This is a genomic window from Kitasatospora sp. NPDC051164, from assembly GCF_044455625.1.
Classification (GTDB): Bacteria; Actinomycetota; Actinomycetes; order Streptomycetales; family Streptomycetaceae; genus Kitasatospora.
In genome coordinates, this window is the sequence record NZ_JBITFB010000001.1 from 231,957 (window position 1) to 245,212 (window position 13,256).

General features: G+C 74.3%; 9 protein-coding genes. 5 read left to right on the forward strand and 4 right to left on the reverse strand.

What is annotated here, in order from left to right:
• Positions 1-295: 295 nt before the first annotated feature.
• The 3 genes from ACIBEC_RS01005 (at position 296) to ACIBEC_RS01015 (ending at position 4,802) form a co-directional block, all read left to right on the forward strand.
• Positions 296-2,122 carry an AMP-dependent synthetase/ligase gene (locus ACIBEC_RS01005; RefSeq protein ID WP_360490063.1) on the forward strand — a complete coding sequence of 609 codons (1,827 nt, stop codon included), beginning with the start codon at positions 296-298 and terminating at the stop codon, positions 2,120-2,122.
• Between the two features lie 207 nt (positions 2,123-2,329).
• Positions 2,330-3,484, forward strand: coding sequence for a polysaccharide deacetylase family protein (locus ACIBEC_RS01010; RefSeq protein WP_360490685.1), 1,155 nt, complete (start codon positions 2,330-2,332; stop codon positions 3,482-3,484).
• A 415-nt stretch (positions 3,485-3,899) separates the two neighbouring features.
• Positions 3,900-4,802, forward strand: coding sequence for a nitroreductase/quinone reductase family protein (locus ACIBEC_RS01015; protein WP_360490065.1), 903 nt, complete (start codon positions 3,900-3,902; stop codon positions 4,800-4,802).
• A 177-nt stretch (positions 4,803-4,979) separates the two neighbouring features.
• Here the strand turns inward: ACIBEC_RS01015 and ACIBEC_RS01020 are convergent, their stop codons facing one another.
• From ACIBEC_RS01020 to ACIBEC_RS01030, 3 genes are all read right to left on the reverse strand, one after another.
• A complete protein-coding gene (locus tag ACIBEC_RS01020) occupies positions 4,980-5,783 on the reverse strand; it encodes an SGNH/GDSL hydrolase family protein (RefSeq protein ID WP_360490067.1) in 804 nt (267 codons plus the stop codon).
• Between the two features lie 535 nt (positions 5,784-6,318).
• A complete protein-coding gene (locus ACIBEC_RS01025; RefSeq protein ID WP_360490069.1) occupies positions 6,319-6,960 on the reverse strand; it encodes a hypothetical protein in 642 nt (213 codons plus the stop codon).
• A gap of 339 nt (positions 6,961-7,299) precedes the next feature.
• The gene (locus ACIBEC_RS01030) at positions 7,300-8,478 is read right to left on the reverse strand and encodes a hypothetical protein (protein WP_360490071.1); all 1,179 of its coding nucleotides are present in this window, start codon (positions 8,476-8,478) and stop codon (positions 7,300-7,302) included.
• Positions 8,479-8,776: 298 nt separating this feature from the next.
• Between ACIBEC_RS01030 and ACIBEC_RS01035 the strand changes: the two genes are divergently transcribed.
• Together ACIBEC_RS01035 and ACIBEC_RS01040 are read left to right on the forward strand one after the other, a co-directional pair.
• Positions 8,777-9,946: an exonuclease SbcCD subunit D gene (locus tag ACIBEC_RS01035; RefSeq protein WP_360490073.1), complete on the forward strand. Its 1,170-nt coding sequence runs from the start codon at positions 8,777-8,779 to the stop codon at positions 9,944-9,946.
• Entirely contained in the window at positions 9,943-12,984 is a 3,042-nt protein-coding gene (locus ACIBEC_RS01040; protein ID WP_360490075.1) for an SMC family ATPase, read from the forward strand. Before ACIBEC_RS01035 ends, ACIBEC_RS01040 begins: the two co-directional genes overlap by 4 nt.
• 27 nt (positions 12,985-13,011) lie before the next feature.
• Here the strand turns inward: ACIBEC_RS01040 and ACIBEC_RS01045 are convergent, their stop codons facing one another.
• Complete coding sequence (locus tag ACIBEC_RS01045; RefSeq protein WP_360490077.1) at positions 13,012-13,248, reverse strand: hypothetical protein; 237 nt, start codon at positions 13,246-13,248, stop codon at positions 13,012-13,014.
• Positions 13,249-13,256 lie beyond the last annotated feature (8 nt).

Below are 13,256 nucleotides of genomic sequence, written 5' to 3' on the forward strand. Positions count from 1 at the left end.
AACCGGTCTCCCAGGCCCTCGTTTCACGACGGAATCGTCCACCGATGCCCGGAATGCCCGACCTGCACGCCACCCTCACCCCTCTCCCGCATCCTCTCCTACGCCTTCACGGGTGCGGCACCATGCGGGCGGACCGGTGCCGATCTCGTCGCGTCACCGTCACAACCCTGGGAAGTGACGGGACGATCCGATAGTTTCGCTCCACCCGCGCAACCGGCGCCGGCGCCCCGGCGGCCGGAGGGCGCGCCGGGCCGGCCCGGCAACAGGCGCCGGGAGACGCGAACTGGGGAGGACTGTGCGCGAGTTCACCACCCCCGCCCCGGACGCTCCCGAGGCCGCCGGAGGACTCGCCGACTCCCTGTACGACACCGCCGAGCGCACCCCCGACCTGGTCCAGTTGTCCCGGCGGACCGGCGGCGGACGCTGGCAGGACGTCACCGCCCGGCAGTTCCGGGACCAGGTGCTCGCCCTGGCCAAAGGACTGCTGACACACGGCGTGCACTACGGCGACCGGGTCGCCCTGATGTCCCGCACCCGCTACGAGTGGACCCTCTTCGACTACGCGCTCTGGTCGATCGGCGCGATCACCGTCCCGGTCTACCCCACCGCCGCCCCCGAGCAGGTCCGCTGGATCCTCGCCGAGACCCAGGCCGTGGCCTGCCTGGTCGAGGACGAGGACGCCGCCATGACCGTCGGCGCGGTCTGCGACGCACTGCCCGACCTCACCGGCATCTGGCAACTGGACCGCGACTGCGTCGCCGCGATCACCGAGGACGGCCACGGCGTGCCCGACTCCCTGGTGCACCGCCAGCGCCTCGGCGTCGCCGCCGAGAACGTCGCCACCGTCGTCTACACCTCCGGCACCACCGGCCGGCCCAAGGGCTGCCTGCTCACCCACGCCAACCTGGCCGCCGAGGCTGACGCGCTGCTCGCCGGCTGGGGCGACGTCCTGCGTGACACCGGCGGCGGCCAACCCGGCACCCTGCTGTTCCTGCCACTCGCCCACGTCTACGGGCGGGCCGTGCAGATCGCGGCTATCCGCGGCGGCTTCCGGGTCGGCCACGTCCCCGAGGTCTCCACCGACGCGCTGCTGCCCGCGCTGGAGACCTTCCGGCCGACCTTCCTGCACGCCGTCCCGTACGTGTTCGAGAAGATCTTCCAGCAGGCCCGGCGCGCCGCCGAGAGCTCCGGACGCGGCGAACTCTTCGAGCAGGCCCGACAGGTGGCCGTCGACTGGGCCGCCGCCCGGGAGCAGAAGGCCTTCGGACGCGGCCCCGGACCAGGCGCCGCACTGCGACTGCGCCACCTCGCCTACGAGCGGACCGTCTACCCGAGACTGCGCGCGGCGCTCGGCGGCCGGGTGCGCAGCGTGATGTGCGGCGGCTCCTCGCTGCGGCGCGAACTGGGCCTGTTCTTCACCGGCGCCGGGCTGCAGCTGTACGAGGGGTACGGGCTGACCGAGACCTCCGCCGCGATCACCGCCAATCCGACCGGGCGGCAGAAGCTCGGCACCGTCGGGCAGCCGGTGCCGGGCGCCTCGGTGGCGATCGCCGACGACGGCGAGGTGTGGGTGCGCGGCGACTCGGTCTTCGGCGGCTACCTCAACCACCCGCGGTGCACCGCCGAGTCGCTGGTCGACGGCTGGTTCGCGACGGGCGACCTGGGCCGGCTGGACGAGGACGGCTACCTCACCATCACCGGCCGCAAGAAGGACCTGATCGTCACCAGCAGCGGCAAGAACCTCGCCCCGGCCGGCCTGGAGGAGCGGGTCGAGGCGCACCCCCTGGTCTCCCAGTGCCTGGTGGTCGGCGACGACCGCCCGTACGTGGCCGCACTGATCACGCTCGACCCGGCGGCGCTGGCGCACTGGCTGAAGACCCGCGGGCGGGAACAGCTCGACGCATGGGCGGTGCTCGCGGACGAGGACCTGCACGTCGAGGTCCAGCGCGCGGTGGCGGCGGCGAACACGGCGGTGTCGCGAGCCGAGTCGATCCGCGCGTTCCGGCTGCTCCCAAGGGAGTTCAGCGAGGAGCAAGGTCTGCTGACGCCCTCACTCAAGCTGCGGCGAGGGGCCATCGCGGAGTACTACGCGGAGGACATCGAGGAGCTGTACCTCCCCTGATCGGGATGTCCGGTAGGTGTTTTGACTGGCCGTCTTGTCCCTTGTGGCACAGGTCCGGTGGCCGCCCGGTTCATCTGCCGTTCCCTTGACGGACCGATTGGTCCAGTCCATTGTTTCTCTTCGGTCCGAGTGCGGCGCACCACCACCCCTTTCGTTCGCGCCCTCCCCACGGGCGTCTCCCCCACACGCTGGAGTCCTCACGTGTCGATGTCCACGCGGCTGTCCGCGCTGGCCGCCTCCGTCGCGCTGCTCACCGCCTTCGCCGTACCGGCGGCCTCCGCCGACGGCGCCCAGGCCGCCCCTGCCACCCCGGCCGCCGAGGCCGCCGAGGCCGCCCCGACCGTCAACCTGGCGACCAACCCCGGGTTCGAGCTGCCCGCCCCGAGCCTCGCCGACTGGGGCAGTATCCCCGGTTGGAACTGCACCGGCGGCCCGGCCGAGGCGGCCGTCACCCCCACCGCCCCGCACGCCGGCGCCTCCGCGCTGACCGTCACCCCGGCGAACGCCGACTCCACCGGCGAGTGCGCCCAGACCGTCGCCGTCCGCCCCGGCACCACCTACACCGCCTCCGCCTGGGTGCGCGGCAGCTTCGTCTACCTGGGCGCCACAGGCACCGGCAAGGACGTCCCGCCCGCCTGGACCGAAAGCACCGGCGGCAGCTGGCAGCGACTGACCACCCGGTTCACCACCGGCCCCGACGCGCACAGCGTCCGACTGTACGTGCACGGCTGGTACCAGCAGGGCCCGTTCTCGGTGGACGACGTCCGGGTGGACGGGCCCGCACCCGCTCCGGCGGTGGGGGCGAGCTCGATCCCGACCACCGACAGGGTCGTCTTCTTCACCGTGGACGACGGCTGGCAGCGCACCCCCGAGGCGGAACAGTTCATCGCCGACCACCGCCTGCCGATCACCGCCTTCCCGCTGCCGATGCCGGCCAGCACCGACCCGGCCTTCTTCCAGCGGGTCACCGCTGTGCCCGGCTCCTCGATCCAGGACCACACGGTCTCCCACTCCGACCTCAGCAAACTCCCGGCGGACCAGCAGCAGGTCGAGATCTGCGACGCCCGCGATGCCCTGACCCGCCTCTTCGGCACCGCGCCCGTGGTCTTCCGTCCGCCGTACTTCGCCTGGAACGCCGACACCCTGCAGGCCGCCGCCAACTGCGGCATCCGCACCGTGCTCACCGCCGACGCCGACTTCAGCTGGGGTGCCGCCAACATCTGGCACCCGGGCCTGCTGCAGCCGGGCGACGTCGTCCTCATGCACTGGACCGACACCCTGGCCACCGACCTGCAGCGTGCCCTGGCCGCCGCCGACGCAGCCGGCCTCAAGCCGACCGGCCTGGTCGACTACCTGCGCTGACGCACCGCGACACCGACCGTCGCTGACGTGCCGTCATATCGACCGTCGCAGAAGCACCGCCATACCGGCCGTCGCAGACCCGACGCGCCGCCGCCTCCAGGGGGAGCGGCGGCGCGTCGCCGTACCGCGCGGTGCTTCGCCGCCCCCGGTGGTGGGTGATCCCGCTCGTTGACAGTGCGACCGCGGCGCGGATCTAATGGGGGCGTGCAGCGCGGCGCCGGCCACAGAGCAGTGGGCCGGCCGGTGGCCGAGCGAGCACCCTTCCGAAGGGACGACGTGCGATGAGCACTCTCTCCGCTTCCCTGATCTGACGCCACGCGGTCACCCGCGGTGTCCGCATGCGCGATGCGCCACCCCTGACTGTCACCGCGTGTGGCCGCGACTCCCCTTTCCCTGGAGACCCCACCACACACGCATGCCTATGTCTTTCCAACTGAATGTCATCAAGGAGTTCCGCGCCAACGGCGGGCGGGTCGGCGGCCCGTTCGAGGGCGGCGACCTGCTGTTGCTGACCACCACCGGCGCCCGGTCCGGGCGGCCGCACACCGTGCCGCTCGGGTACGTCCGGGCGGAGGGTCTGCTGCTGGTCGTCGCCTCGGCCGCCGGGGCGCCGGAGCACCCACAGTGGTACCGCAACCTGCTGGTCCACCCGGTAGCCCGGGGCGAACTCGGCACCGACACCTTCGACGTGATCGCCGTACCCGCCGAAGGCGCCCGCCGGGAACGGCTGTTCGCGGCCGTCGCCCGGAAGGCGCCGGGGTACGGCGACTACCAGGCGCACACCGAACGCGAGTTGCCGGTCGTCGTACTGGAACGGGAGCGGCCCGGGGCCGGACCCGGCGGCGAGGAGCCGGTGGTACGCACCCTCGCCGACAAGCTGCTGGAGGCGCACACCTGGCTGCGCGCACAGCTGCGCCACGTCCGGGAGGAGGCGCACACCCACGTCCCCGGCCGCCCGGCCGGGCTCGGGCTGCAGCTACGGCAGCACTGCCTGGCGTTCTGCGACGGGCTGACCCATCACCACACCGGCGAGGCCGCCGCGATCTTCCCCGCGCTCGCGCGCAGCCACCCGGAGCTGGCCGACGTGCTCGCACGGCTCGACGAGCAGCACCGGGCGATCGGGCGGATCAAGGACGAACTGGTGGCGCTGCTGGCCGGGATCGAGGTCACCGAGCCGGAGCGGCTCCGCACCGAACTGGACCGGATGTCGGCCCAGCTGGAGGCGCACCTCGAGCACGAGGAGGCGGAGTTGTTGCCGGTCCTGTCCGGCATCCCCTTCCCGCCGACCGGGCCTGCGCCGACCGGGCCGGGGGCCTGACCCGCCCCGGTCGGGACCGCCCCGACCGGAGCCGTCCCGACCGAAGCCGTCTTGACCGAGGCTGCCCCTACCGGTAGCTGAAACGGCGTTGCCGCCGTCCCCTCCCCGTGCCTCGGGAAGGGGCGGCGGCAGCCGTGGTGCGACGGCCGCGGCGGTGTCGGAATCCGACCGGGTCCGTCAGGACTGCGAGAAGACCGGCAGGTAGCCACCGGCCTGGCCGGAGGCCTTCGGGTGGTAGCTCTCGTCGATCGGCAGGGTGGTGCTGTTCAGCCAGGTGGTCAGGCTGCCGCAGATCTCGTGCTCGGTGAAGATGCTGCGGACGTCGCCGAAGTTGAAGCCGGCGTTGGCGGCGCGCTTGGCGAGGACGCCGTCCAGGGTGTCGGCGGCACTGTTGATGGCGGCACGCTTGGTGTCGCCGATGCCGAAGACGCAGCCACCGCCCACCTTGTACATGTGCGGGTAGCCCATCACCACGACGTGGGCGTTCGGCGACTTGGACTTGATGGCGGAGTACACCTGGTCCAGCTGGGCGGGCAGGGTGTTGAGGGCGTAGTTCTTCGCCGTGCTGACAGCGCTGAGGCAGGCGCTGTCGGAGCCCAGGACACAGGTCTGCATGGTGTCGGCGAAGCCGGCGTCATTGCCGCCGACCGAGATGCTGACCAGCGTGGTGCCGGAGTCCAGGGCGGAGATCTGGTTGTTCAGGATGTCCCCGGTCCTCGCGCCCGAACAGGCGACGAACTTGAAGGAGGACGGCGAGTGCGCGTTCTTCCACAGGTAGGCGTACGCGTTGGTGCTGCGCTTGCAGCTGCCACTGTCGCTCAGGTAGCTGCCGGCGCCGACACCGGCGGAGTACGAGTCGCCGAGGGCCACGTAGTTGGCACCGGCCGCGTTGGCGGACGAGGCAGCGAAGAGCGTCGTCATGGCGAGGCCTGCCGCTATCGCGGCGATGGACAGGGCACGGGCGGGGCGGGGGTGGATCATGACACCTCCAGGGTGGGGGGTGGGGGCGTGGGGGCGTGGCGTGGGTCACAGAAGTGATACCAGGCGGTAGCCGAACCTGGAAGCGCTCATGCCAAAGATATTGACGGACCGTCTGATAGCAGAGAGGTGAACTGCCGCCCACAGCACGTGAGTTCACGCTGGTCAGCCCGGGTGCTTTTTGACGCGCGTAGCACTGCGCGCGTAGACCGGCAACTTGTGGATGTTCAGCGCGGGGTAAGTCTGGAGTCGACGTCCGACCATCGTTGAGTCAATTTCGACGCGGGTCAGCGGCCGGGGGGGGCAAGAGCGCGGCAGCGGGCGCGAGGGGACCGGGGCGGGTGCGACCCGGCGCGGGCGGGTGCCGGTGTGAACCACCTTCAGGACCGGACGCCGAAGCGCCGAGCGTCGACGCGCTCAATGTCGACGTGCTGAACGTCGAGACACCGAGCCTCGAGACACCGATCCCCGAGACACTGAACGTCAAGACAATGAGCGTCGCTCAGGCCCGGGGCGGGCCAGTCGACTCCCGACCGGGTCAGCCCCGCCCGCCCAGGTGGCCGCCACCCGGGTACGCGGCACCCGGGGAGACCGTGCAGCCTCCGACGGGCAGCTCCTCGATCGTCTCGTTCGCGGCTGCGGGCACGCCGAGCCAGCGGACGGCGGTGGCAACCGCCGCCCGCGCCTGGCGCAGCCCGGGCTCGCCCCAGCCCAGCAGCTCGACGGCGAGCCCGGGCGCGACCAGCAGCCGCCGGTAGTGCCGGCCCGAGGCCGGGTCGGCCGCGCTCGGCCCGACCGCCCGCAGCGACGCCGCCATCCGGACCCGCGCGCACTCGTGCCCGCCGTTCGCCGAGCCGACCCGGTCGTAGAGGTAGCCGAGGTAGTACGGCCGACCGATCACCGCCTGCGCCTCCTCGGCGGCCTCCCGGGCCAGGGCGGCCGCCGGGTCCCCGGCGTCCTCCGGCTCCAAGGAGCCGCCGGGCAGCGAGCAGATCCCGTCCCTGGGGTTCACCAGGGTCAGCACCCGCCCGTCCGGGGCGAACAGCCACCCCCAGGACTGCTTGACCGGCAGTCCGTCCGGCACCTGCTCGCCCGGCCGCCACGGCCAGCCCGCCGTGGGGCGACGCCGCACCTTGCCGAGCAGCTCGGCGATCTCCGCGCTGTACTCGATCGGGCTCATGCTCTCGCCTCGCGGCGCTCGGCCGGGGCACCGCACGGCCAAGCGGAGACATCGGCGAACGAACCGGTGGAGACCTCGGCCGTGGTGTCCGCCTGCGCGCACCCCCCGGCACCGAGCTCGCTCCGCGCGCTCATGCGTCCCCCTCTCGCTGTCGGGCTCGCCGGACCGGCGGTGCGCGGAAGGGACCTGCAGGGCGCGGTACGGAGCGGAGCGGCCGGAGCGGCGGCGTGGGGTACCGCGCGCTCCTGCTGTTGATCTTCTCCGAATCTTCCCCGAACAGGCGGTCGATGAACAGTCCCCAGCGCCGCATGGTGGATGCGGAGGCGGTGACCGCCCTGATCACCCCAGCGGCCCACCCCCGCCCCGGGGGCCGGGGAAACCGGGCGGCGGGAAGCCCGGCGCCGGGACGCCGAGCGACGGGAACCCGGGCAACGGGAACCCGGGCCGCGGGTCCACGCCCGGCGGGAACGGCAGCCCGCGGGCGGCGTCGTCGGCGAGCTCGTCGAACACCTCATGCGCGGTCATCGGTCGCAGCCGCCCGCCGGCCAGCGCCCAACCGCGCACCGGCGGCCGGGCCGGGCCGTCGCCGCCGGGGGGACCCCCCGAGCCACCGGGCGGCGGGTCTGCCCGGCCGCTCAGCGACGGATCGCCGTGCAGCAGCAGCGCCCCCTCACCTCCGGAGGCCACACCCGCCGCGAGCGTGACGCAGAACGCCTCGGTGTCCCGCCCGGCGGGGTACAGCCGCCCCTGCTCCACGCAGACGTCCACCGCCGAGGTGAGCTCCTCACCGTCCTCGGGTCCGTGGCAGCGCAGCGTCAGCAGGTGGCAGCCCTCCCCGGCGCCTTCGGCCAGCGCCAGGTACACCGACGTCACGTACCGCATCACCGCCGCCATCCGGCGCTGCCCGGCCGGGTCGTCGCCGACGGCGTCCAACAGGGCCGCGCAGGCCACGGACATCCGTACCCGCGCCCGGTGGTCGTCCATCAGCACCGGCAGCAGCTCGGCCAGCCGCTCCCCGGCGTAGACGAACGGCTCCCCGGCCAGCTCGGGATCGCCCGCGTAGGCGACCCGGGCCGCGGGCATCCGCGGATCGAGGCCGAGCGCCTCGCAGTAGTCCTCGAAGTCGTTCGCGTCCAGGACCCGCAGGTGCACCTCCAGGCCCTGCCGGTACAGGGCCGTCAGCTGCTCCTCGGCCCGCCGCAGGTAGTCCTGGTGGCCGAGCCCGCCGAACAGCCCGTACCGCGCGAGCCCGGCGAAGTCCCCGGCCTCGACGGCCAGGGCCACCGCGACCGGCTGCGGCGGCGCACCCCGGGCCCGTTCGCTCCGCCGCGCCCGCGCACCACCTCCTCCCGCACGCCCGCCCGGCGGCCGTCCACCCCCGGGCGGCACCGCCCCACCGGACCCACCGCCCGGCCCCCCACCGGCACCCCCTTGCTTCGACCCGGCCAGCACCAGCACCCGCCGGCGCCGCCCCGCGACACCCGCCACCTCGCGCACCAGCTCCCGCACAGCAGCCATGGCTCCTCCTGTTCCTCGATCCGTTCCTCGATCACCCGACACCCGACAGCGCCGGCCACCCCGAACGGCGGAGCTGCCGACATCGAGGAACATACACAGAGCCACTGACAATCCACTCCGAGTAATCGAACAGCGTGCCTCGGAAGGAAGGGGCGCGGGAGAGGCGAGAGAGATCGTGTCGACTTGACCGGCAATCCGATGGGGCGAAAGCACCCCGACCGACCCCCGGTACCCGTGAGACGCATGCCTCCACGGATCCGGGTGGGATTGTCAGTGGTGCGGGTTAGGGTCGGGGACCATGCGACTGCTGCATACCTCCGACTGGCATCTCGGGCGTTCGTTCCACCGGGAGAGCCTGCATGACGCCCAGCGGGCCTTCCTGGACCACCTGGTGGATGTGGTCCGGGCCGAGGGCGTGGACGCCGTGCTGGTCGCGGGGGACGTGTACGACCGGGCACTGCCGGGGCTGGAAGCGGTCTCGATGTTCGACGACGTGCTGCACCGGCTGGCGGATCTCGGCGTGCCGACGGTGTTCATCAGCGGCAACCACGACTCGGCCCGCCGACTGGGGGTCGGCGCGGGACTGATCGGGAGGGCCGGGATCCACCTGCGGACGGATCCCGGCCAGTGCGCCACTCCCGTGCTGCTCGCGGACGAGCACGGGCCGGTGGCCGTGTACGGGCTGCCGTACCTGGAGCCGACGCTGGTGCGCGAGCGGTTCGGCCTGGCGAGGGGCGGGCACGCGGCGGTGCTCGGGGCCGCGATGGACGAGGTGCGGGCCGATCTGGCAGCGCGCCCGGCCGGGACCCGGGCGGTGGTGCTGGCGCACGCCTTCGTCACCGGCGGCGCGCCGAGCGACAGCGAGCGGGACATCGCGGTCGGCGGCGTCGCCGCGGTGCCCGCCTCGGTGTTCGACGGGGTGCACTACGTCGCGCTCGGCCACCTGCACGGCTGCCAGACGCTCGCCCCGCACCTGCGCTACAGCGGCTCCCCGCTCGCCTACTCCTTCTCCGAGGCGAAGCAGCGCAAGAGCATGTGGCTGGTCGACCTCGCGGCCGACGGCTCGGTGGCCGCCGAGCGCGTCCCCTGCCCCGAGCCGCGCCGCCTCGCCACCCTGCGCGACAGCCTGGAGGCGCTGCTCACCGACGAGGAGTACGTCGAGCACGAGCAGTCCTGGGTGCAGGCCACGCTCACCGACGCGGCCCGGCCGAGCGAGCCGATGGAGAAGCTGCGCCGCCGCTTCCCGCACACCCTGCAACTGCTCTTCGAGCCCGAGGAGACCGAGGCCGAGTCCTCGTCCTCGTACGCGGCACGGGTGAGCGGCCGGGGCGACCTGGAGATCGCCGAGGGCTTCCTGCGGCACGTCCGTCCCGGAGCCGAGCCGGCGCCGGACGAGCTCGGCTGGCTGCGCGAGGGCTTCGAGCGCGTCCGGGAGACCACCGACCGGAAGGCGGACCTGCCCCGATGAGGCTGCACCGGCTCACCGTCACCGCCTTCGGCCCGTTCGCGGGCTCCGAGACGGTGGACTTCGACGCACTCGCCGCCGGCGGGCTGTTCCTGCTGCGCGGCGCGACGGGCGCGGGCAAGAGCAGTGTGCTGGACGCGGTCTGCTTCGCCCTGTACGGCGAGACGCCGGGCGCCCGCCGCGCCAACCGGCTGCGCAGCGACCACGCCGACCCCAAGCGGCTGACCGAGGTCCGGCTGGAGCTGACCCTCGGCGGGCGGCGGCTGCAGATCACCCGCCTGCCGGAGCAGCGCCGGCCGAAGAAGGTCGGCACCGGCACCACCGTCGAGCGGGCGCAGACCCTGCTGCGCGAGTGGGTCGCCGACACGGGCGACGGCACGGCGGGCTGGCGGGGGCTCAGCAAGTCGCACCAGGAGGTCGGGGAGGAGATCCTCCGGCTGATCGGCATGAACCGGGAGCAGTTCTGCCAGGTGGTGCTGCTGCCGCAGGGCGACTTCGCCCGCTTCCTCAAGGCCGATTCGGAGGAGCGGGGCAAGCTGCTGCGGCGGCTGTTCGACACCGAGCGGTACCGGTTCGTCGAGGACTGGCTGGCCGAGCAGCGGCGCGCCCAGGAGGCCGAGGTCCAGGCCGGCCGGCGCCGGCTGCGCGACCTCGCCAGCAAGGCCGAGCAGGCGGCCGGTCCCGGCGCCGAGCCCGTCGAGGGCTGGGCCCCGGCCGAGGACGGTGACGCCGGGCCGACCTCCGGGGTGCTCGGCTGGGCGGCGATCCTGCGCGGCGGCGCGGCCGAGCAACTCGCCGTCGCGGAGTCGGCGCTCGCGGGCGCCAGGGAGGCGCAGCGCGCGGCCCAGCGGCACCGAGAGGCCGCCGAGGAGCTGGCCGGGCGGCAGCGCCGACACCGGGAGGCGCTGGACCGGGCCGAGCGGCTGGCCGGGTTCGAGCCGGACGCGGCGCGGGACCGGCAGCGGCTGGCCGCCGCTCAGGAGGCCGTCGGGGTGGAGTCCGCGCTGCGGCTGCGGGAGAGCGCGGCCGAGGCGCTCCGGCGCGCCCAGGCGGCGGAGCGCCGACACCGCGAGACGCTGGCCGCCGCCCCCGGCGAGGGCGGCCGGTCGCTCGACGGGGCCGGCGCCGCCGAGCTGGCCGAGGCCGAGCTGCGGCTGCGGGCCGAGGTGGTCCGGCTGGAGGCGGCCCGGGCGGAGGAGCGGCACTGCGCCGAACTCGCCCGCGAACAGCGCTCCTTGACGGCGGAGCGAACTGCCGCCGAGGCACTGGCGGAGGAGGCCGAGGACTGGCTGGCCGAGTTCGAGGGCGAGCTGAACCGGCTGGAGGAGGAACACTCCGCGGCCCGGGCGGCAACCGCCAAGGTCGAGCAACTGGACGGGCAGCGCGCCGAGTCGGCCGCCCGCCTGGACGCGGCCCGGGAGCGCGACGGCCTGCGCACCGAGATCGCGGCGGCCGAACCGCGGGTCGCCGAGCTGCGCACCGCCGCGCTGGACGCCCGCGAGCACAGCCTGGACCTGCGGGACCGGCGCCTGACGGGCATGGCCGCCGAACTGGCCGAACAGCTGCGCTCGGGCGAGGCCTGCCGGGTCTGCGGCTCGCCCGATCACCCGGCACCCGCCGAAGCGGCGCCCGGCAGCCGGGTCGGCGCCCAGGACGAGGAGCGGGCCCGCCGCGCCCAGGCCCACGCCGAACAGGTGTGGACGGCGGCCGACCAGGCACTGACCGCCCTGCGGGTGCGCGAGGCCGCCGCCGCCGGGGCGGCCGGACCGGACGGTGCGGACGCTCTCGCGCGGGTCCTCGCCGCCTTGGAGCGCGAACACCGCGAGGCCCGGCACACGGCGGAGGCGCTCGGCCGCGTCGAGCAGGAGATCGCCCGGCTGTCCCGGGACCGCACCCGCCGTGGCGACGAGCTGCACGAGGCCAAGGAACGCGCCGCCGTCCTCACCGACCGGCTGCTGAAGCTCGACACCGAGCGGGAGGCGCTGACCGCCCGGGTGACGGCTGCCCGGGGTGAGGCGGCCTCGGTCGCCGACCGGGCCGCGGCCCTGACCCGGCTCACCGAACAGGTCGCCACCGTGGCGGCGGCGGCCCGGACCAGTGCGGAGGCGGCCGCCCGGCTCGACGAGGCCGAGGGCGAGCTGGGCAAGGCCGCCGCCGTGGCGGGCTTCCCGGACGCCGAGGCGGCACTGGCGGTGCTGCTGCCGCGCGAGGAGCGCGAGCGGCTGGAAGCCCGGCTGGAGCGGCACCGCGGGGAGACCGCCGCCGTCCGGCGTGAGCTCGACCTCCCGGAGCTGGCCGAGGCCGCGGCCCGTCCCCCGGTCGACCTGCCCGCCGCCGCAGCCGCCCTCCGCACCGCCACCGACCGGCTCGGACAGGCACACGCCGCTCAGGCGGCGGCCCGCGAGCGGTGCGAGGCACTGGCCACGATCGGACGGCAGCTGGCCGGGCTCGCCGCCGAACTGGCTCCGGCGCTGGACCGGTACGGGCGGATCAACCGGCTCGCCACCGTGGCCGCCGGCACCTCCGCCGAGAACCGGCTGCGGATGCGCCTGGAGTCGTACGTCCTGGCGGCCCGGCTGGAGCAGGTCGCGGCGGCCGCCAGCGACCGGTTGGTCCGGATGTCCGGCGGCCGCTACACCCTGGTGCACAGCGACGACCGGGGCAACGGCACCAGGCGCTCGGGCCTGGCCCTGCGGGTGGTGGATGCCTGGACGGGCACCGAGCGGGACACCGCGACCCTCTCCGGCGGCGAGAGCTTCTTCGCCTCGCTCTCACTCGCCCTGGGCCTGGCCGACGTGGTCACCGACGAGGCGGGCGGCATGCCGCTGGACACCCTGTTCATCGACGAGGGCTTCGGCACCCTCGACGAGCAGTCCCTGGAGGAGGTGATGGACGTCCTTGACGGCCTGCGCGAACGGGACCGGGCGGTCGGAATCGTCAGCCACGTCGCCGACCTGCGCAGCCGCATCCCGGCCCAGCTGATGGTCCGCAAGGGGCGGCGCGGCTCGACCCTGGCCCTGGCCGGGCGGGAGGACGCGTAACGCCGCCGACTCAACCGGGGACCGGCATCAGCCCGAGCAGGCGATCCGCTGCGCCTGCTGCCAGGCACACACCGGGCAGAGCGTGCTGCCCGGCTGATCGGCGGGCAGCTCGGTCGGCTCGCCGCACAGCACACAGTCGGCGCGCGGCACACAGTCGGCGCGCGGCCCGGTCGCCGCCGGGTCGTGCCGCAGCGCCGCCTCGGCGCCGCCCTCGGGGGCGAGCTCGCAGACCGCCGTGGACTCGTCCGTCACGCTGTCGCTCATGCCGCTTT